At 35.8% G+C, this 21,105-nt stretch carries 18 protein-coding genes and 2 pseudogenes; 2 read left to right on the top strand and 18 right to left on the bottom strand.

Annotated elements, in window-relative coordinates; translation table 11 throughout:
- Positions 1 to 127 precede the first annotated feature (127 nt).
- The 6 genes and pseudogenes from H5J24_RS06955 to H5J24_RS06930 form a co-directional block, all read right to left on the bottom strand.
- Positions 128 to 517, bottom strand: a complete 390-nt coding sequence (locus H5J24_RS06955) for a hypothetical protein (RefSeq protein WP_068943800.1) — start codon at positions 515 to 517, stop codon at positions 128 to 130.
- A gap of 93 nt (positions 518 to 610) precedes the next feature.
- Positions 611 to 2,937, bottom strand: a pseudogene (gene bglX, locus H5J24_RS06950) (beta-glucosidase BglX).
- A gap of 73 nt (positions 2,938 to 3,010) precedes the next feature.
- Positions 3,011 to 3,712 (bottom strand): carboxylesterase family protein, encoded by a 702-nt coding sequence (locus H5J24_RS06945; protein ID WP_068943802.1) that lies wholly within the window; start codon positions 3,710 to 3,712, stop codon positions 3,011 to 3,013.
- Positions 3,713 to 3,879: 167 nt separating this feature from the next.
- Positions 3,880 to 5,270: pseudogene (locus tag H5J24_RS06940) on the bottom strand (glucoamylase family protein).
- Positions 5,271 to 5,337: 67 nt separating this feature from the next.
- Positions 5,338 to 6,813 carry a RagB/SusD family nutrient uptake outer membrane protein gene (locus tag H5J24_RS06935; protein WP_068943804.1) on the bottom strand — a complete coding sequence of 492 codons (1,476 nt, stop codon included), beginning with the start codon at positions 6,811 to 6,813 and terminating at the stop codon, positions 5,338 to 5,340.
- A 5-nt stretch (positions 6,814 to 6,818) separates the two neighbouring features.
- The gene (locus H5J24_RS06930) at positions 6,819 to 9,656 is read right to left on the bottom strand and encodes a SusC/RagA family TonB-linked outer membrane protein (protein WP_068943805.1); all 2,838 of its coding nucleotides are present in this window, start codon (positions 9,654 to 9,656) and stop codon (positions 6,819 to 6,821) included.
- A gap of 349 nt (positions 9,657 to 10,005) precedes the next feature.
- Between H5J24_RS06930 and H5J24_RS06925 the strand changes: the two genes are divergently transcribed.
- Both H5J24_RS06925 and H5J24_RS06920 read left to right on the top strand, forming a co-directional pair.
- The gene (locus H5J24_RS06925) at positions 10,006 to 10,677 is read left to right on the top strand and encodes a DUF4197 family protein (RefSeq protein ID WP_068943806.1); all 672 of its coding nucleotides are present in this window, start codon (positions 10,006 to 10,008) and stop codon (positions 10,675 to 10,677) included.
- Between the two features lie 41 nt (positions 10,678 to 10,718).
- Positions 10,719 to 11,024 carry a DUF493 family protein gene (locus tag H5J24_RS06920; protein WP_068943807.1) on the top strand — a complete coding sequence of 102 codons (306 nt, stop codon included), beginning with the start codon at positions 10,719 to 10,721 and terminating at the stop codon, positions 11,022 to 11,024.
- A 129-nt stretch (positions 11,025 to 11,153) separates the two neighbouring features.
- Here H5J24_RS06920 and H5J24_RS06915 read toward each other — a convergent pair whose 3' ends face one another.
- The 12 genes from H5J24_RS06915 to H5J24_RS06860 all read right to left on the bottom strand — a co-directional run bounded on the left by H5J24_RS06915 (position 11,154) and on the right by H5J24_RS06860 (position 21,037).
- Positions 11,154 to 11,504, bottom strand: coding sequence for an ArsC/Spx/MgsR family protein (locus tag H5J24_RS06915; RefSeq protein ID WP_068943808.1), 351 nt, complete (start codon positions 11,502 to 11,504; stop codon positions 11,154 to 11,156).
- A gap of 88 nt (positions 11,505 to 11,592) precedes the next feature.
- The gene (locus H5J24_RS06910; RefSeq protein WP_068943809.1) at positions 11,593 to 12,207 is read right to left on the bottom strand and encodes a deoxynucleoside kinase; all 615 of its coding nucleotides are present in this window, start codon (positions 12,205 to 12,207) and stop codon (positions 11,593 to 11,595) included.
- Positions 12,208 to 12,232: 25 nt separating this feature from the next.
- The gene (locus tag H5J24_RS06905) at positions 12,233 to 13,195 is read right to left on the bottom strand and encodes a hypothetical protein (RefSeq protein WP_068945141.1); all 963 of its coding nucleotides are present in this window, start codon (positions 13,193 to 13,195) and stop codon (positions 12,233 to 12,235) included.
- 55 nt (positions 13,196 to 13,250) lie between these two features.
- Positions 13,251 to 14,276 (bottom strand): glutaminyl-peptide cyclotransferase, encoded by a 1,026-nt coding sequence (locus tag H5J24_RS06900; protein ID WP_068945142.1) that lies wholly within the window; start codon positions 14,274 to 14,276, stop codon positions 13,251 to 13,253.
- Positions 14,277 to 14,377: 101 nt separating this feature from the next.
- Positions 14,378 to 15,400, bottom strand: a complete 1,023-nt coding sequence (locus tag H5J24_RS06895) for a glutaminyl-peptide cyclotransferase (RefSeq protein ID WP_068943810.1) — start codon at positions 15,398 to 15,400, stop codon at positions 14,378 to 14,380.
- Positions 15,401 to 15,435: 35 nt separating this feature from the next.
- The gene (locus H5J24_RS06890) at positions 15,436 to 15,819 is read right to left on the bottom strand and encodes a VOC family protein (RefSeq protein ID WP_068943811.1); all 384 of its coding nucleotides are present in this window, start codon (positions 15,817 to 15,819) and stop codon (positions 15,436 to 15,438) included.
- Positions 15,820 to 15,824: 5 nt separating this feature from the next.
- A complete protein-coding gene (locus tag H5J24_RS06885; protein ID WP_068943812.1) occupies positions 15,825 to 16,325 on the bottom strand; it encodes a GNAT family N-acetyltransferase in 501 nt (166 codons plus the stop codon).
- On the bottom strand, positions 16,322 to 16,753 hold the full coding sequence (locus H5J24_RS06880) for an SRPBCC family protein (RefSeq protein WP_068943813.1): 432 nt from the start codon (positions 16,751 to 16,753) through the stop codon (positions 16,322 to 16,324). Before H5J24_RS06880 ends, H5J24_RS06885 begins: the two co-directional genes overlap by 4 nt.
- Positions 16,754 to 16,984: 231 nt before the next feature.
- The gene (locus tag H5J24_RS06875) at positions 16,985 to 18,595 is read right to left on the bottom strand and encodes a Na+/H+ antiporter (protein ID WP_068943814.1); all 1,611 of its coding nucleotides are present in this window, start codon (positions 18,593 to 18,595) and stop codon (positions 16,985 to 16,987) included.
- A 145-nt stretch (positions 18,596 to 18,740) separates the two neighbouring features.
- Positions 18,741 to 19,745, bottom strand: a complete 1,005-nt coding sequence (locus tag H5J24_RS06870) for a bestrophin family protein (RefSeq protein WP_068943815.1) — start codon at positions 19,743 to 19,745, stop codon at positions 18,741 to 18,743.
- Between the two features lie 81 nt (positions 19,746 to 19,826).
- Positions 19,827 to 20,444, bottom strand: coding sequence for a DUF2490 domain-containing protein (locus H5J24_RS06865; protein ID WP_232816159.1), 618 nt, complete (start codon positions 20,442 to 20,444; stop codon positions 19,827 to 19,829).
- A 200-nt stretch (positions 20,445 to 20,644) separates the two neighbouring features.
- Positions 20,645 to 21,037, bottom strand: coding sequence for a DUF1398 domain-containing protein (locus tag H5J24_RS06860; RefSeq protein ID WP_068943817.1), 393 nt, complete (start codon positions 21,035 to 21,037; stop codon positions 20,645 to 20,647).
- Positions 21,038 to 21,105: the final 68 nt, after the last annotated feature.

The raw sequence follows: 21,105 nt of genomic DNA, 5'->3' as shown, positions 1-21,105 counted from the left end.
ACTAATTCATTCTTAGTTACGAAAAATATTCTCGTTCTAAGTAGTCTATGAATTCTATTTTATGTGAATTAATTTTACAAAAAAAGCCACTCCTTCGAGTGACTTGATTTTCTTTGAGAATCTGATTTTATTGATAGATCACTACATTGTCCTTTTTAAGCTGATAACCGCTTTTTTTGTAAGGAGTCAGTACATACCCATCTTTTTTCCAAGCTTTTGCTTTTCCTGCTCTGGTAAGAATAATACTTCCTCCTTCAGCATCTTTAACAAAAACTTCAGCTTTCTTCATGTCTTTACTGAAAATAACCGCTGCGATATAATCTCCTTTTGTAGCAACCTCTTTTAATTTGATTTTTTCTTCAAAAGTTCTTACACAGTTTTTCTTGATCTGTGAATACGTATATCCTGCTGAACCGATACATCCGTGAGCATCTTTATCGCCACCTAATACCGGTGTTTGTTGTGCGAATGCTAAGGTACCAAGGAACATTGCGCTCAATACAATTGTTTTTTTCATGTTGTTTGTATTTATGATAACTGAGCAGGATATTAATAAAAATCATGCCAAAAAAATCATAAAACACATTACTGTGAAAAAAAATCTCTTCTTTTACTTTGTCCAATTGATCTTTGAATGCTTCACCTCATCGGAACTAGTTCCAATCATAATATCGAAATCTCCTGATTCCCAGTCATATTTTAAATCTCCATTGTAGAACTTCAGATTTTCAGGAGTGATGGTAAAGGTTACTTTTTTCGATTCTCCTTTTTTCAAAAATATTTTCTGGAAACCTTTGAGTTCTTTTACAGGTCTTGTAATACTTCCCACCATGTCTCTGATGTACAGCTGAACAACCTCAGCACCATCATAGTTTCCGGAATTGGTTACTGTAACGGACGCTTGAATTTCCTGGTTACCCTTTGGATTGGTATTGGAAATACTGATGTCAGAGTAATTGAATTTTGTATAGCTCAATCCGTATCCGAATGCATACAAAGGTGTATTACACTCATCCATATAATTGGAACGAAATCTTTGGTATTCACATTTATCCGTCAATTTCTGATCTAGCGGACGGCCTGTATTTTTAGCATTATAATAAATAGGAATCTGCCCTAAACTTCTTGGGAACGTCATTGGTAATTTTCCTGACGGGTTTACTTTTCCCAAAAGGACATCAGCCATAGCATTTCCAGCTTCTGAACCTGGGAACCACGCGTTAAGGATGGCATCAGGAGTGTCTTTCACGTTTGTTAATGCTAATGGTCTGCCAGTGAAAAGAATCATTGCAATTGGTTTTCCGGTCTTTTTCAACTCGTTTAACAGGTCAACTTGTGACTGAGGAATAGTGATTTCTGATCTTGATGAAGATTCTCCACTCATCTCTGCTGATTCTCCGATCGCCAGAACAATAACATCTGCTTTATTGGCAACGTCTACCGCTTCTTTTAACAATTCTTCTTTGGAACGGTTATCTCTGTCGGTTTTCTTTCCGTGAGCTGCATAGATTTCTTCCAGCTTTGCATCGTAATCGATGTTGGCTCCTTTAGCAGAAAGGAATTTTACTTCTTTACCATAGTTGGCCTGAAGTCCCTGCATTAAGTTAACTGAAACACTGTGTTTTGTAGCAACGCTCCAGGTTCCGGCCATGTTCATAGAGTTATTCACCAAGGGTCCGATTACCGCAACCGTTCCTGATTTTTTTAAAGGTAATACCTGATTTTCATTTTTCAATAAAACCATTGACTGGGCCGCAACGTTTCTTGCAACATTACGATTTTCCATATTGTACACTTCTTTGGAAGCAAGTTTTGCATCCCCATGCTTGTATGGATTATCGAAAAGACCTAAGTCATATTTTGCTTCAAGAATTCGTCTCGCAGCCATATCAATTTCTGCCTGGGTAACTTTTCCTTCGGATAGAGATTTTTTAAAGTGGTTAAAAAGCCCTCTCCTACCATATCCATATCAACCCCTGCCTTTAGGGCCAGCGCTGAAACCTGCTGTAGATCTCCCATTCCATGATCAACCATTTCATTGATTCCGGTATAGTCAGTTACTACGAAGCCTTTGAATTTCCATTGATTTCTCAGCACCTCAGTCTGAAGCCATCTGCTTCCTGTAGCCGGAACTCCGTCTACTTCATTAAAAGAAGCCATTACGGAAGCTACTCCAGCATCTACAGCAGCTTTGTAAGGTGGAAAATATTCGTTGAACATTCTTACATGGCTCATATCAACAGTATTGTAATCTCTTCCGGATTCTCCAGCTCCATACAATGCAAAGTGTTTTACACACGCTAATATATTTGTACCATTAGCAAGGTCTTTCCCCTGATAACCATATACCATGTTTTTTGAGATCTCACTTCCTAAATACGGATCTTCACCGGAACCTTCAGACACTCTTCCCCATCTTGGTTCACGGGAAATATCTACCATTGGCGAAAATGTCCAGTTAATCCCATCAGAAGCTGCTTCTCTAGCGGCAATTTTTGCAGACTGCTGTACCAGATTCATATCCCATGATGCGGCTAATCCTAACGGAATGGGAAATGTTGTTTCATATCCATGGATCACATCCATTCCGAAGATCATAGGAATTTTCAGTCGGCTTTTTTCAACAGCCACTTTCTGAACTGCTTTAATTTTATCTGCTCCTTTTATATTGAATAATCCTCCTACTAATCCCTGCTCTACTTTTTTTCCGATATCTGAACTCTGAGCCATCCCGGTAGTAAAATCACCAGAGGTTGGAAGGTTCAGCTGTCCGATTTTTTCATCTAATGTCATTTTAGATAAAAGATTATCTACAAAGGCTTTTTTCTTGGCCTGGTATTGAGCAGTCTGGTAAGACTGTACTGGTTTATCCACCATTTCCTGAGCAGAAAATACCGGCGAAAGGGCCAGGGTTGCAAGTACAATTAACTTTTTCATAAATCTATCTTCTTATTATTATTGTTTTGATTTTTATGGAGTCTTCTTTCGTTGTACGAAACTCATATTCCTATTATTTTTCTTTCTTTTTAGACAGCATCCATTCATACAACTGCGGATTTGAATATGTAGAATCCCAAGAGTTATGATTATCATTCGGGAAGATCACCAATTCTGCTGTTGGATTTACAGGATGAAGTTTCTGATAAAATTTGAAAGCATTTTCCGGCAATACAATATCATCCATTCCACCATGGAATATTTTCATATTCAAATCTTTAAACTGTTGAATATTGGCCGTCATCACCTGATCGGTAGGGGCACAAACTGAAGCTACTGCCGCAAACATTTCAGGATGTTCCATGGCCAGCTTTAATGTTCCCCAACCTCCCATAGAAAGTCCTGTAAGGTAAATTCTGGAGGCATCAATTTTATATTTTTTCTGGATTTCCTTGATCAGATTATATACTGTAACGGTGTCCCACCAGCTATCTGCCGGACACTGTGGAGCCAAAATAGCAACAGGTTCTTTGATCAGATTTTTATAAGTGAAAGGGCTGTGGGCCTTTACCAGCTCCAGATTATTTCCTCTTTCTCCTGAACCGTGAAGAAAAACGATTAATGGTACATTTCCTTTTGTATTCTTAGGATAATCCAATATATAGGACATTTTTTCCTGCCGTTTAAACTCTTTGTTCAGTTCTGCTTTTATTTCCTGGGCATTAAGCTGTAAGGAAAACGGCAGCAATAAAAGGGGAATGTGTTTTAAATTCATAGTGATATTAGGTTTTGGTTAAAGCCTTTGGATTTGATTTTGTTTCTCTCGCTGATTATGCAGATTATTGTGTTTGAGTCCTATTCAAAATCTGTGGTAACAGCCAAATCTGCGAGCTTATTTTTTATCATTGATTGAAGTTGTCTTTACGAACCTCTTCTAATCAATTATTTTATTCCATACTTAGTAGATTGAAAGCTCAGTTTTTTTAATCCTTGTTGAATTTCGGGAGCATTCATAAACAACTTCCATAAGAAGCCTGTTCTGTAGTTTTCTATCATAGGAGCTATTGTTCCCTGATCGATAGCCAGGTATCTTGGGGTAAACCAATTGTTATAATTGATGGATGTTGCATCGTAAGGGCCGGCAGATCCAATGAATTCGGGTTTTTGGGTATAGATGAACCTTAAAAAATTCATGGATTCTTTTGGTGTGTATGGGAAACTGCTCAAAGCGGCAGTTGGTGTTATTACTCCATTGTCATTTCCTGGCATGTGAGCGGTATAGCCGGTACTTCCATCCTTATTTCTTGTATATCCGGCTGTTAATCCCCAATAATTAGGTCCATACCCTTTCCATTGTTTTGGATTTTCAACACAGTATTTATAATCGATAAGAGTTTGATTCTTATTAATATCAAAGTAGTTTTTCACCAGTTTATCAGATAACCCTGTCGGGTCAAGCCCAACGTATGAATATTGAGCCCAGAAAAGCGGCCCGCCATATTCTTCGGCATAGTTGTGTTTTACATACAGAGGTAATCCATATTTTGTTTTGTCGGTAAGGTAAGTTCCATTTCGGGTCCAGCCTTTATAATATGTTTCAGCATCTATGGAATAGGTAGGTGAAGATGCGGCAAGGATATAGGTAATTAAACATTCATTGTAACCTTCCAGTGGAAAGTTCATTTCCCATTGGTATTCCGGAGACCAGTGCCAGTACAATACTTTTTCTCCACCTTTGGTGTACCAGTTCCATTGAATTCCTTTCCAAAGTTCATCACATTTTGCTGCTAAGGCTTTTTCTTCAGCATTTCCATTTTTAAAGTATTCACGAACCATTAATATTCCTGAGGTAAGAAAAGCGGTTTCTACAAGATCTCCGCCATTATCTTTTTCCCAAAAGGAACTGTTTTTCCCGTTTCCCCATTAATCCAATGTGACCATGCGCCTTTATGACGGTCTGCTTTTGCCAGAAAATCCATGATATGAGTCAATCTTTTCACCGCTTCTTTTCTTGAAACGAATCCTCTCTCTACTCCTACCAATAAAGTTGCCAATCCAAATCCTGAACCTCCGGTTGTGATGACATGTTTATCATTATCCGGGTAGATATTATCTTCATGATAACGTTCTCTTCCTAGCAGAGAATTAGGTTCTGCATAATCCCAGAAATACTTTAGGGCATCTTTCTGTACTTGATCCATCAACTGTTCATCTGTGATGGTACTTTTCACACTATTATTTTTTACAATTTCCGGTTGGGAAACCTGAGCATTTTTACAAGAATAAGTAAAGAATAAAGAAGTTACGGCAATTGATAATAAGGTCCTTTTCATTGGTATCGGGTTATGGGTTATAAAATTAGAGGAGAATTTTCACTCTCCTCTAGTTTATGGTTATATGTTAGTATCCTGGGTTTTGCTGAGACAGCCCTCCTGCTTCCAGGATAAATTCATAAGGAAGTGGGAATAGTTCATGTTTTCCAACGATGAATTTTTTACCGCCATCTGCAGCCATTGCCGCTTGTGCCTGACCAGTTCTTACTAAGTCAAACCATCTATCATGCTCAAAAGCTAATTCCAGTCTTCTTTCTTTCCAGATTGCTGTTCTTACATCTGCCTGAGAAGTAGCTGCAGTTGGAGTAATTTTGGCTCTTTCTCTTACCTGATTTAGTAAAGGAATAGCAACACCAGTCTGACCTAATTCATTAAGAGCTTCCGCTTTGATTAACAAAACTTCTGCATATCTAAGGTAACGGATATTGGTATCAGTCGCATCTTTATCATAAAATGCTGAAGAATAAGCCTTATAATTATAGAATTTGTTCTCTACTGTATTAGGAATATATCTTCCGTCATACAATGTCATATCTCTATGAATAATCGTAGCGTCTCTTCTCTCTGTGTCTCCTTCTGCTGTATAAGCATCATATAATCCTTGAGTAGGCGTAGCAAATCCCCAGCCCCAGCCTCCGGTACCACGAACTCCCTGAACTTTACTGTACTGCTGGATAGCTCTTCCTGCATCAGCACCTGAACCCTGAATTTCAAAAATTGATTCAGCATTATTCTCTCCAGAAACTTTATAAATATCAATAAAGTTAGGAGTTAAAGAGTATCCTGTCACTAAATCACATTGTTCGGCGGCTAGTTGCCATTTTTTCTGATAAAGATAAACTTTAGCCAAAAGAGCATGCGCTGCTCCTACCGATGCTCTTCCTACCTCTGTTGGTCCATATGTTCCTTTCCCTGGCAATGATTCAATAGCTTCTTTCAGGTCTTTTTCAATGAATGCATATATTTCTTCTTTAGAAACTCTTGTTAGCTGCATTTTTTTATCCTCAGCATTTCCTAAAATAGGAACACGATCTACCAAAGGCACCCCTCCGAAAGATTTCACAAGGGTGAAATACATAAATGCTCTAAGGAATTTTGCCTCCCCCATTAGTCTTTTACGCAATTCAGGGTTTGCTTTATCTAATTGCGGGATATATTTCAAAGCCTCATTACATCTATTAATTCCCTGATAGTTAGAAGCAAAAAGTTCTTTAAATGATGGTGTTGTAGCAGTAATATTCAATGCATCCAAAAGGTTTTTATCAGATCCGGTATCTCCATCAGTAGATCCTTTATCAGCATCATCAGAAATAATCGAAGTAACCCCTATCCAGGCAAATGTGCTCATATTCCAGTCTAAAAACTTAGCATAGATAGAATTCACAAAGTAAGTGGCTCCATTATCATTATTAAATTTTTCAAGGTCATCAATTGTCATTGACTCCGAGGGTTTCACATCAATAAATTCATCACTACAACTTTGTACAGCAGCTACTGAACCTAATAACATTAAAGAGACTAATAATATCTTATTTCTTTTCATTTTTTCTAAAAGTTTACGTTTACACCAAATACAAAAGATTTTAACGTAGGGTAAGCATTTAATTCTACCCCTGCCATTTTGTAAGGATCCCCTTCTGTTTTCGCATCTGCCGGATTATAACCTGATAACTCTGAGGAATATCCTGAATATTTTTGCCATACAAAAGGATTGATCGCGCTTACATAAAACTTCACTGATTTTACATAATCTACTACATTCCTCACAGTATATCCGATTGAGATATTATTAATTCTAAAGTAATCCCCATCTTCTAAGAAATAAGTGGAGGCAATAGGATTATCTGTATAAGGCTTTGGATGATATGAATTCTGATTGGATGGAGACCAATAATCCTGAGCTACTGAAGATTCAATATTTACACTGTTACTTCTCTGCGCTTTTTTACCATTATAAACGCTAAACCCAAAGGCTCCATATCCATTTGCAGCAAAATCCCAGTTCTTATAACTTAAAGAAACATTAATCCCTAAAGTAGATTTAGGAATATAAGAATTAAAATATTTTCTGTCTCCTGCATCAGCAGATCCTGTAATACCGTTCCCGTTAAGGTCCTTATATTTCATATTACCATTGGCATCTACCCCATCATATTCCCATAAATAGAAGCTTCCCAAAGCTTGTCCGACTGTGGAACTGTTAAATAGTTTCACCCATTGTCCATTGCCCAGATCTCCACCACTCAACTGTGCAATATTTTTGCTTGTATCTACTTTGGTCAATGTATTTTGATTGTAAGAATAATTGGCTCCTAAAGAGTAAGTCCAGTTTTCACCTACTTTATCAGCCCAGTTCAATGAAAATTCCGCTCCTCTATTTCTTACTGCCCCTACGTGAGAATAATACGTTTCAGACTGTCCTGAAGTAATATAATTGGTAATTCCTAAAATAAGATTATTGGTTTCTCTGTTATAAACATCAATACCTCCGGTTAATCTCTTATTAAACAATCCAAAGTCCAATCCTAAAGATGATTCTTCAGTAACTTCCCATCCTAATACGGGATCATACCCTTTGTTGACGGTAATACCATTACTCACTGGATTAGCGTTTCCAAAACCATAGTTGTAATCTTTACCTGAATTCAAAGGCAGGTAATTCAAAGGAACTCTTTGATTTCCTAATTTACCCCAACCTCCTCTTAATTTTAACAGATCAAAGAATCCGTCTTTCATGAACTCTTCTTCAGAAATAATCCATCCTGCTCCGAATGATGGGAAAGTTCCCCATTTTTGACCTGCTGCAAACTGTGAAGATCCATCACGTCTTATCGTTGCACTTAGCAAATAACGGTTCATTAATTTATACTGTGCTCTGGCAAAATAAGAGACAGTAGTATTCCTGTCATATTTCACAGATTTCAAACTTTGAACATTATTTACATAATCGGTTCCATTAAGGTTCCAATAATTAGAATCATTCAACAACAAATTTTTTCTTTTTAAAATAAGCTGGTCAATACCATTTCTTACTGTAGTTTCAGTACCTATTGTTGCTTCAATATCATGAACTCCGAATTTTTTATTATATGTTAAATAATTGGTTAATGACCAGTTATAATAATCTTCTCGTGTGTTTTCTAAAGTATTAACAGGGTTAGTATTTGAGAAGCCTCCAGGAACCCTTGTAGGTTCTTCTGCAAGCCATATATCAACCTCATTTCTAAAATTATAAGATTTATAGTTGGAGTACTCTCCATTAAACTGAGAAGTAAATTTTAATCCTTTAATGATATCTATATCTAACTTCAACCCTCCTTGCAGCAAAGTATTTTTGTTTTGCTCATTATTAAGCAATAACTGACTTACCGGATTGGTAACATCATTAAATTTTTTCCCTGAATAATCTACAAGTCCTGTCGTTTCATTTACAAATGGCATCCCAAATTGTCCTGAAGGATAATAAACAGGAACCATAGGAGATTGCTTATAAGCAGTTGTAAATGCATTAAAAGGTTTTGGAGTCGTTTTTGTAAATGCTACACTGAAATTTTGAGAAAGGGTAATTCCTTTAGTAATCTTGAACTCATTATTAGATCTGATGGTAGCACGATTATAATCTGTGCCTCTTAAAATAGACTGTTCGTCGTAATTACTTAAACTGAAAAAATATTTCACAGCCTCAGAAGATCCGGATACTGAGAGGTTATGCTGATTGTAAATCCCTGTTCTTGTAATTTCTTTAAACCAATCTGTATTCACTGGTTGATTGGTAGAAAATCTATTCAAATTAAGAGCAGCATTATTATAGGTTGCAAACTCTGACGCATTTGCCATTTTCACAGTCTTCAAAGGACTTCTTACGCCTACTAAGCCATCATAAGAAACACTTAGTTTCCCTTTTCCTGACTTCGTTGTAATAATAATTACTCCGTTTGCAGCCCTGTTACCATAAATAGCCAACGCAGCTGCATCTTTCAAAATATCATAAGTAAGAATATCATTAGAGTTGATATTGTTGATATTTTCAAGGAACATTCCATCTACAACATATAAAGGAGATCTTCCTCCAGTTACCGTCCCAAGCCCTCTGATCATTACCATAGGCGTAGATCCCGGCATATCAGATGCTACAATCTGTACCCCTGCAGCTTTACCCTGAATAGCCTGTGAAGCGTTCAGGACTTTGGTTTTGGTTACTTCTTCTGCACTGATGGAGCTGATGGATGTTGTATTATCCACTTTTTTACGGCTACCATATCCAATCATGACTACTTCGTCAATCTTCTGAACTTTGGCAGAGTCTTTTGTAACCTGTGCATTCACGTTCATCCCGAAGTATAAAACTGCGATGAGGCATGGATACTTTAAATTACTTTGTTTCATATAGTTTCAATTTTATTCGTACAATCAGATTTTCAACATTGTCTCATTTAGAAGCATTCAATTTCTCAAATGAAGACATTAGCCAAAAATAGAAAAAAAACCGAAACATGTTAAGATATCTTAAAAATTCAAAAACAATTACATTTTAAAACACAAAAACATTAATTAAATCATATTTTATTAATTTAAAACCAATATAACCATCAAATTAATATCATATCATCAATAACAAAATCATGTTTTTCACAAAAAAAATCACCAAATAATTCACTAATCATTAATATTTTGTTAAATAGATAATAGTATTTACCTTTGGTGCAGTTTTTGAAAAAAGCAATAAAAAAGATCAATGAAAAAATATATCATTGCAGCGGCTCTTATAATGGGGACCGGTGCTGTTATTACCACTACCGTACAATCCTGTACAACACTTGCCACAAGTGATATGGGACTTTCCATTATTAAAAGAATGCTACTCAATGGTATTGATAAAGGAATGGGAATTTATACCAATAAAGAAGCCTTCTTGCAAAACAATATGGTCGACAAGGCTCTTCCGAAAGAGCTGAGAGAAATTAACTCCATGCTGGAAAAGATTGCTCCGTCATTAGTGGCTAAGGAAAGAGATTATATCGCACAGGCAGCAGCTTACACGGTAAACACATCAAGACCTATTCTGCAAGGTGCTGTAAACAGCCTAAATGCACAGGATGTAACAAGAATTATTGAAGGAACTACCGCCACACAAATTCTGAAGGAAAAAACATCACAGCAGCTTATTGCGGCCATCGCTCCAAAGGTAGATGAGAAGCTTAATGAATATGGGATTGTAAAAACCATCAACACAGCTTTATCCGGAAGTAATTTCTTAGGAAATCTTTTAGGAGGAAATAAAAATACTGTAAATTCAGGCGGATTGAGCCAGCTTGCTTCTGAACAGCTGGTTGCCGGACTCTTCAATATCATTGAAGATTATGAACATCAGAACTCCAAATCTCTCTTAGGACCATTTGGAAAATAGAAAAAATTTCGCTATATTTATATATTATATTAGAACTGCAGATGGATATATTACAAGGAAATCAACACGCAAATCCTGAAGAATTTTATAAATCTCTAAAGGATAAACTGGAGGGTCATCATGATTTTCCGGAAGATTATTTATTTAAATTTATCATTCCTACAGACCAATCAAAACTCACTGAAATATACAAAGTTTTTGATGGGATTAAATTTACACTGGGAAACCGCGAAAGCAAAAATGGAAAATACACAGCCTGCAACATCAATGCATTTGTTTTAGATGCCGATCAGGTAGTTAGAATTTATAAAGAAGTAGCGAAAATAGAAGGCGTTATTCTATTGTAAACTAAAAAAGGCTGTCAGATGACAGCCTTTTTTAGTTTAATAATGATTCTATTCTAGATCATATAATTTCTTAAAAAAACAAATCTGCGGCTGTTTCTTCGAAACAGCCGCAGATTTTATCTATTTTTATTATTTTTCAATAAAGAACTTTACATTTTCAATAGGTCTTCCCAGCATAGCTACTGAACCTTTGACTAAAATTGGTCTTTGAATCAATGAAGGGTTCTCAGACAAGATCTTGATCCATTCTTCCTCCGAATAATTTTTATCTGCATAATTTTCAATATACAGCTTATCTGTTTTTCGGATGATATGAAAAACACTCTGATTAAGCTTTTTCAATACCGTTCTGATCTCCAAAATACTTAGTGGATCTTCAATGATATTGATGATCTCAAAAGGTACTCCATTTTCATCAAGATACTCCAGCACCGCATTTGATTTTGAACAGCTTCCGTTATGTAAAACTTTCACTAACATTTCCAATTATTTTAAAAAATTAACCTTGCTTATCACAAATTTAGCAAGAATTCAATGGACCTTATCTTAATGTTCTGATAAATGTTTGTTAAAACAATCCGTGTAATTCAGTTTCAATTTTTTCCAGAATTAATCCGAAGTCTTCAGGTTTTTCAACGAAATCAAGATCATCCACTTCAATAATCAGCAGTTTTCCTTCCGTATAGTTGGAAATCCATTTTTCGTATTTCTGATTTAATTTTGACAAATATTCGATGCTGATAGAGGCTTCATACTCGCGTCCTCTTTTGTAGATTTTCTTTACCAGATTCGGAACATCTGACTTAAGATAAATTAAAAGATCCGGTGCTGAAACGAAAGATTTCATCAGATCAAAAACAGATGAGTAATTGTTGAAATCTCTATCAGAAAGGAGATTCATATCGTTCAGGTTCTCCGCGAAGATGTGGGCATCTTCATAGATCGTACGATCCTGAATAATGTTTTTACCACTTTCTCTGATCTCTTTTACCTGACGGAATCTGCTTCCCAGAAAATACACCTGCAGGGCAAAGCTCCACTTGCTCATATCTGAATAAAAATCCTCCAGATAAGGATTGTGATCTACGTCTTCAAACTGTGCGTCCCATCCGTAATGCTTAGAAAGCATCGTAGTTAAAGTTGTTTTTCCTGCTCCAATGTTTCCTGTAACTGCAATATGCATAATTCTTTTTCCTTGTATTTACTGATTAATTGATAAGCTTTTCTACGCCTGCTGCCTGAACCTCGGAAGTTTCTTCAATCAACTGTTCCAATATATTGTCAGAGTTTTTCTTTTCTGCTCCTCCATTAGATTTTTCTTCAGCATTTTCTACGGGTTTTCCTGTAGATTGCTCTATGATCTGAAGCTGAGTTTCCTGTTGTTTTTGCTGTCTGGCTTTCTTTACTTTTTCAAGGCTGTAAAGATAGAGTTTGTTCCCCTTGATTTCAAAATAAGAAAGGATGTTTTTATCCACAATTTGTGCATCAGGGTCATCAAAAATAACACTCATATCTTTCTCGGGAACATATTTTAAAATTGAATTATTGGTGACCACCAAAATATTGTCGTTCTCTCTTCTGAAACGTTTCCCGTTATCTACAGGAGCCTCAAACAGTTTTTCGAATTTCAGATTATACACTCTGATATGCTTTTTGGTGAGAACATATACTTTGGTTTCATACACCAGAAGATCCATCAGATCCTCGAAACTAATATCAAAAGGAAATGAGTTGATGGTGGTATCATTTCTGAAATTATATTGAATTAACCTCTTTGTACTATCATCCAGCAGCCACAATTGCTGTAAATCTTCAGCATAGGCCATTCTTATAAACCCAAATTTCTGTTTGAAATCAATACGTTGGATTTCATTCATATTCTGGTCTACAAATTTCATTTCCTGAGCATTTTCCGAAAATAAAGGTACATTTAATGGATTTTGTACCGTCTGCACTTTGTAGGGAACAGTAAGCATCATTTTCCCGATCTGCTTCCCTAAAGAATCATATTTGGTAAAACTAAAGTCTTTATTTTTATAGATGTACAGGCTCCCATAGTCATCAGCCAGCATATCTTTAGCTTCCTTCAGTTTCAAGGTATCCAAAGGAATAACGCTCTGTGCGGCTGACGAACAGAAGACGAAAATGCATATCAGATAGATTAATCTCAATGTTTTATATAAAAATATTTTTTTTAAATATAATTTCAGCAATTTACACTTTTAATTATTGAATGGCAACCTCATAAATCTTTGTCCAATTTTTCCCCGTCACCAACATATTATCACCTTTAAAAGCGATACCGTTCAGAACATGCTCACTATCACCTTGATTATTTTCATCTGTCAACTTTGTGAAATCGTATTTCTCTACTACTTCTCCAGTCATAGGATGAATTTTTACAATGATAGGTTTATGCCAAATGTTTGCATAAATAAAACCTTTGTGATATTCAAGTTCATTAAGGTGTTCATATATTTCTGTATTCCCAGCCACGCCTACTGTTTTTACAACTTTAGAAGGCTCATTTACATCAAGGAAGTAAAGATATTTTGAACCATCTGTAGCCACAAGATTTTTTCCGTCATAAGTTAATCCCCAACCCTCACCAATTACATTAGGTAAGGGAAATTCTGAAAGCTTTTCTAACGTATTCTTATTGTAGATAAAACCAATTTTATTACGATAAGTAAGTTGATACACCTTATCTCCAACTATTGTACAGCCTTCTGAAAAGACATCTGCAGGTTGTTTTCTTACCATAGTGGGAACTGTTGAACCTAAAGTATATTTTATCAGTTGAGATTCTTTCTCTAACCCATCACTTTCATACACTGTATTTCCCTCCAGCAGAAAGCCTTCTATAAAGTGATCAGGATTATGAGGATAGTCTGCTACAATCTGATAGACCCCATTTTTCTCTTTGCTTTTTGTAAACACATTGATTGTTGCATCCTGACTAAAAACTTCTCCATTCTTGGCTTTAATTACAAACACAACTTTATTATCTCCCAAACTAAAAAATTTAGGGTCTATTGTTAAACTTGAACTTTCTCCCTGCATAAAACTAATGGTAATACTTTGTGCATTTTCAGTAACTTCTTTTGGAAGTTGGAGTTTATCCCCAAAATGATATCCTGTGGTCTCCATTGCATTATTATAATCTGCGAGAGAATCCATCATTTTTTTATTTTTATTACAGGATGTCAACAAAAGTATTATAGAAAGACAAGCTATAAGGTTTAATTTAATGGAGTTTGGCATTGTTTTAAATATCTATATTATAATTCCTAATAATGAAAATAGCGCTACCTAAGGAACGCTATTTTTATAAAATGGACTATTGTGAATAGTTATTTCAATTGAATTTCATAAATCTTCGGCCAATTCTTTCCGGTCACCAACATATTTTCTCCTTTGAAAGCAATTCCGTTCAGAACATCATCTGATCCTTTTGTATTTTGTTTTGCAATTTCCGTGAAATCAAATGTACCTACTACTTCTCCGGTTGCAGGATTGATTTTCAGGATAATTGGTTTTTGCCATACATTTGCATAAAGAAATCCGTTATGATATTCAAGCTCGTTTAATTGATCATATGCCTGCGAACTTCCTGCTACTGCAATATATTTGATCAATTTTGAAGGATCATTCGGATCAAGGAAGTATAAAAGCTTGCTTCCATCTGATGCAATCAGGCTTTTCCCGTCATAGGTCAATCCCCAACCTTCTCCCAGTACGTTTGGATAAGCAAATTCTGATAATAATTTCAGTGAGCTTTTATCATAGATATATCCTTTCTTACTCTGCCATGTCAATTGATATACTTTATCTCCTACAATCGTGCTACCCTCTGAAAAATCTTCAGGAGCCTGTTTCGTAGAAGCAAGTGGCGTAGTGGTTCCCAATGTATATTTTAAGATCTGTGAAGATCCGTTTTGTCCATCACTTTCATAGATTGTATTTCCTTCAGCCTGGAACCCCTGTACAAAGTTTTTAGGATCGTGAGGATATTCTGCTACAATCTGGTAAGCAATATTTTTTTCAGGATTTTTTGCAAATACATTAATGGTTGCATCCTGATTTAAGGTTTCCCCACCTTTAGTTTTGATATTAAAAGTAACAGCATTGTCTCCTAAAGTAAAAAACTTCGGGTCAATCGTTAAATCTGTTGTTTCTTTATCTCCAAAACTGATGGTTACACTTTCCGCATTTTCCGTTACTTCTTTTGGAAGTTGAAGTTTATCACCGAAATGATATCCTTTTGCTTCCATTGAATTATTATAATTGTTTAGTGTATTAAGAATTTCTTTATCCTTGTTACAAGATGCCAGTAATAAAATTGCTGCGAAACCCGCTATTATATTTTTTTTCATTGACTTTCTAAATATTTCCCCAAAAATAGCAAATTTTATTCCGTATTGCCAATATTATCCACAGGTTCACCAAATTGTAGGATATATCCATTGTTATCATATACTGCAAATTCTCTCATTCCCCATTCAAAAGTTTCAATCTCATAACAAATTTTGGTCTTTGTTTTAAGATTTTCCCATAATTCATCCACTTTATCTACATTAAAATAAAATGACCCTGTAAAGCCAATGGCTGCAGATTCTTCATGTTGATTAGGCAAAGCAAGCATGATATAGACGTCATCTTTTCGAAGAGATGCCCAATGCCAGTCATCATTTCTGGCAAGAAGTTCAAAACCGAGAATATGAATATAAAACCCTATAGTTTCATCCAAATTTTCAGTCCAAAGCATAGGACGAAGTCCGGTAAATCTATTCATGATTTCTATCGTTCAAAAGTTTCTTTGTGAATTTTCATATTGATTGAAACCCATGTTTCATCATCAACTTTCACTTCATTCTTTATATCCGGATCAACCGTAAAACCTACTTTTTTGTAACATTCTACCGCTCCGGTATTCCAGTCATATACATTGAGTTCGGCCAGTTCTCTGTTGAAGTTTTCAAATCCATATTTCAGAAGTTCCTGCATTACTTTTTTCCCGTACCCTTTTCCCCTATTGTTCTCGTCCCAGATTAAGATTCTTCCCAGCAGGAAAGTTTTCTCTTTTAAAAATATCTGTGCGTGACCGATTGTATTCTGATTCTCTACATCCACTATTTTGAACAGGGTTCTGTTTTCGTCAGACAAGTCACCTTCAAGCTGATCTTCAGTCAATGGAAAATGATACATTGGTCCTGCAAACTGCAGAAGTGATCTTTTATCTTTAATGTTTGAGATCAATGCTGAAGCATCATCAATATTGAACGGCTGTAATTCTATCATGCTCTTTTTTCTAAATATTCTTTTAAACTTTGGCCTAAAATCGAGTTCCATCCGCCGGTAAAATTCTCTCTTGAAAAACCTTCTCCGAGGTCTTCAAAATTTTCAATTCCGTCATGAGTTAGCTTTACTAAAGTTCCGTCCTCTTCAGACGCCAATTCCCAAGTTACAATCGTTTTCAGATCTGAAAAATCAGGATAAGACCAGCTATGCTTTACTTTTTGGTTGGGGATAATTTCCAAAATTTCTCCTTGATGATGGTATTTGTTCTCACCTCCGGGTTCATAGAAATTAAAAACCTTTCCTACTTCCGGTTCAAAATCCTGAATATTAAAATACCAGGACTTCATTTCGTTTTTATCTGTCAAAGCTTTCCAAACCTTATCGATGGGAGCATTTATTTTGTATTGGACGGTGATTGGTGTGCTCATATTACTAAAATTTAACTCAATTATTTTAACTACAAAAGTCACAAAAGAATCCTAACACTGAAGTTATTGTAAGATTAAATTCATACTGCTAAGAAGTACACTTAAGTTTTTAAAATCTATAGATTTTAAATTGGTGAACTTTATGCAAGTTAGTATTAATCTTAACCTCAGCCTAAATTCTTTTGTGACTTTTGGGGTTTAATCTTTACTTTATTGCAAAATCAGGTATTATCAGTGAGAAAAACCGGTAATCTTTGCTTCATCAAAATCCAGCTGCATTTCAATGGTTCTCATTACATGATCGTCAAATATTTTCTCTTTTTTCATCCTATGCAATTCGTTTCTCTGAGCCTGAATGACCTGACGAAGAACATCTTTATTCTCATTAATGGCGGTCACATAATCTCCGGTAGAAGCCATACACTGGGCTTTATCGGCCATCAGCATCATTTCGTTTTCCAATTTATGTTTTTGATGACGAACAAGACTGTTTGATACTGCCAATTCAGAAAAATCATTTTCCAGTTTATGTAGAGCTGTTTCTTTAAGCTTACGCATCAAGATAACTTCCTGCTTTTCTTCCGGCAATTCACTTCCTGCATCCTGGATATTCAATAATTTCAGGATTGGAGAAAGCAACAATCCTTGTCCTACCAGGGTAATTAATATAATAACAAAAGTGACGAATAAAATGATATTTCGGTGTGGAAATGCATCGCCATTAGGTAAAAATGCAGGAATAGATAATGCTGCAGCTAATGAAACCACCCCTCTCATTGCTGCAAAACTGATGATAAAAGGTTCACGCCAATCGGGTTTCGGGACTTTTAACCTTAATTCTTTAGAGCAAAGTCTTGGAAAATACATCAATGCATAGCTATAGACGATCCTTGTTCCGATAATCGCTCCACCAATTACTACGCTATAGAAAATTCCTTCGGAAATGGTGTAATCCGTCAATCCTTCTACAACAATTGGCAGTTCAAGGCCAATAAGAATAAAAATGATGGTATTCATCAGAAATATTAAAACACTCCAGACATTTCCGGATTGGATTCTCGAGGTATGACTCAGGTAACAATGAGAATTGTAAGACATCAGCAGTCCCCCGGCAACTACAGCCAAAACGCCTGAAAAATGAAAATGTTCTGCTCCAACATACATGATGTAAGGAACGATCAGTGTGATAACAGTATCTATATTTGAATTGGTAGGGATAATCCTCAATAAAGCTCCAAATAAGAACCCTACGGCTACTCCTACTGCAATTCCACCAATGGCCATCGTAAAGAAATCCTGCACCGCTTCCCGCCAGATAAACTGCCCTGAAATGACTGCTGCAAGGGCAAATTTAAATACAATTAAACTGGACGCATCATTAATTAAACTTTCTCCTTCCAGGATATTGGTAATTTTTTTTGGAATTTTCATATGCTTCAACACTGAAGTTGCGGCTACGGCATCCGGCGGAGAATTTACCCCACCCAATAAGAATCCCATCGCCACAGTAAGTCCTGGAATAATAGAAGACGAAAGATAAGCGACTACTATTGATGTCAAAAATACCAGTCCAAAGGCCATGGAAAAGATCTGTTTTCTCCATTTGTGGAAGTCCTGCCATGAAGTAAACCATGCGGCTTCAAATAAAATAGGCGGAAGAAAAATAAGAAAAACCAGATCAGGCTCTATTTCTACACGAGGCATTCCCGGCACGAAGCTTATCAATAATCCTGCAATGACAAGAAAAATAGGATAAGCAACCTTCAGTTTTTGCCCAATCATTACTAATATCATTACAGACAGTAAGACTACAATGGATATTATAACATAGCTGTGAATCATTTTGAGTTAGTTTTTTTAAGTACTATTTTTTATCAAATTAAATCAGAAAAAGTCTTTATAATAAATGGTTATAATCTACACCCAAGCAGATTTTGCAGATAACACAGATTTATTTAGAACAGATGATCAATTCTTGCTCTTTAATTTAAAGAACAATATTATTTTTTGGAGTAATTGCCGGTGGAAGATCGGTTTCATCCAGCATATCCCTCATATCAATTTCTATAGTGCGGCTAATCTGAGTGATAGGAACATCATTGGCGCTTCCTTCAAATGGATTTACAGATGCCTCTCCTACACTATCCAGGGTATGAAAGCACCATGTCACCAATAATGAAAAAGGAATATTGAACCAAATGGTCCATCCTTCCACCATAGACCCTTCGCCCAGTTTATCAAATTCTTTTAATAATCCAAAAGGAACAAATACAATGAATAGCAACAAAAGATAAGTTGTAATGGAAGAAAAGTTCCTTGGATAAGGAAAATTCTTAATTCTTTCTGCTTTTCCCTGGCTGTCAGTAAACTTTACAAGCTGCTGATTGATCTGCGTCCATTGAAAATCATTAATTTCTCCTTTTTCATAGGCTTCAGCCAATTCTTTACTCTGGCCGGCCATCAGTTGTGTTGCCCTGTTTTTCTTAGTCAGAATATACTGAAGCTCTGCTTCTGAAAGGTACTTCTTCAGTTCGTCGTCCAACTTAGAAAGCCGCTCCGGAATATCATACTTTTTAGCATATTCATCAAACTGTGCAGATCCTGTATTTTCCCAAATTCTAGGTTCTCTAAGCTGAAATCGTAATGCCGTAAGCCATGCATAATGACGAAGAAACATTTCTTTTACTTTGCCTGAGTCTTTTGTGATAAGAGCATCTCTCAGTATATATCCAAAACTACGGCTGTCATTGATGATAGCCCCATAGATCTGTCTTGCTTCCCAAAGTCTGCTGTAACTGGCATTGTTTTTAAAGCCTACAATAAAAGCAACTGCTGTTCCCATGATCGCAATGGGCTGCCAGGGCACGGAAAGAAATTTCCAACCTAGAAAGTAAAGAATCGTAGGAATGGCTGCCAATACGATTAAAGCATAAATACTGCGGCGTGTCCAATTGATGAATTCACGCGCTCCAAATCTTTTTCCTGAATGCATATGTGTTGTTTTTTTGTGTTAATTTTAATCAATATCTCAAATGAGAGTTTCATCAGTGCATTCAGCAAAAAACAGGTACAATCAGTTTTTGGTAAATGGTATATTATTATAAAAACCAATCTGAATTTGTCCTCTGTTTCTGTTTTCCTGAATCTGATTCATATATCCGGCTTCAATTCTCATGTTTTTGTTAATTACATAGCCTAACGCTCCATAGACTCTGTTTCTATCAAAAGTAGGGCTATTGAAATGCAGGAAAATTTCATTATACACTGATGCATACAGTGTTTTCGGTAACATTTCCTTTTGAGTGATCGGAATATTGAACCCTAACATATAACGGAATCTCATTCTAAAATCGTCTTCCAGAAAACGTTCCTCTAAACGATAACGATGCTGAAGGTGAAAACGTCCGAACTTCTGCTTGGTAATATACTGCTGGAAGATCCTGTGTTCTATATTTTCTTTTTTATCCCCGTTTACATAAGGCTGGCTTAGAATAAAACCATACCCCAACAATACATTATTATTGTTTTCGGTAAGGTCATATCCAATCCCGGTACGGATCAGAAGCTGTTCCAAATCTCCAATCGCATCAAAATTTCTGTACTGAACTTCATTGTGCCAGTTCAGCTTTTTACTGATCTTATTATTTCCAAAATACATATACCAGGCTCCCAAATCATTTTTTGTGCCCATGTAAGAACCGAACCTAAGCTTAATACTGTAAATGCCAACTTCGTTAAAACCTTTCTCATGTTTATCAATTATTATTATCTATCGTTTTTAACAAAATTAATACTTTAAATCAATAATAACAAACAGTATTTTATGAGTGGCTTAATCAAGCTTATAGATTAACAACTTTAAATCTGTGTTTTGCCCGAATTCCAACTATTTTAACTCGGAATCTGCTCTACTAAAATTTCTCTTCGTTCTTTATCAAAGTAAGTACAGGTCATTGCATTCAGATTTATTTCCCAACCTTCAATTCCATTTTCTGCACAATCTTTACAGAATGTCATATAATCTGTACCTCCTTGCTGATGAAGTTTTAATCTTGCTTTAAAATGGTCAAAATTCACCTTTTCAGCAATAGTAAGCTTATCATATTTACTTCCTGTCTGGGCAGATTCATTGTTATCATCAAAATATTCTGTATTTCCTTCTGCAACGTAAGCCGTATAATGAGAAACGCCAAGGCTTTTTATGGCTTTTATATATCGCGGGAAATCTGCTCCGCTTTTTACTTTTTGATGTTCGGTTTTAATATCTTCAATGGTAAATTTCATCCTATTATTTTTAATTAATTATTGTTGTTCTTGTTCAAATTTAGAAATTTTCGGGATGCAAATATAAT

Source organism: Chryseobacterium capnotolerans, assembly GCF_021278965.1.
GTDB classification, from domain to species: Bacteria; Bacteroidota; Bacteroidia; order Flavobacteriales; family Weeksellaceae; genus Chryseobacterium; species Chryseobacterium capnotolerans.
This window is presented reverse-complemented; position numbering and strand designations above follow the sequence as displayed.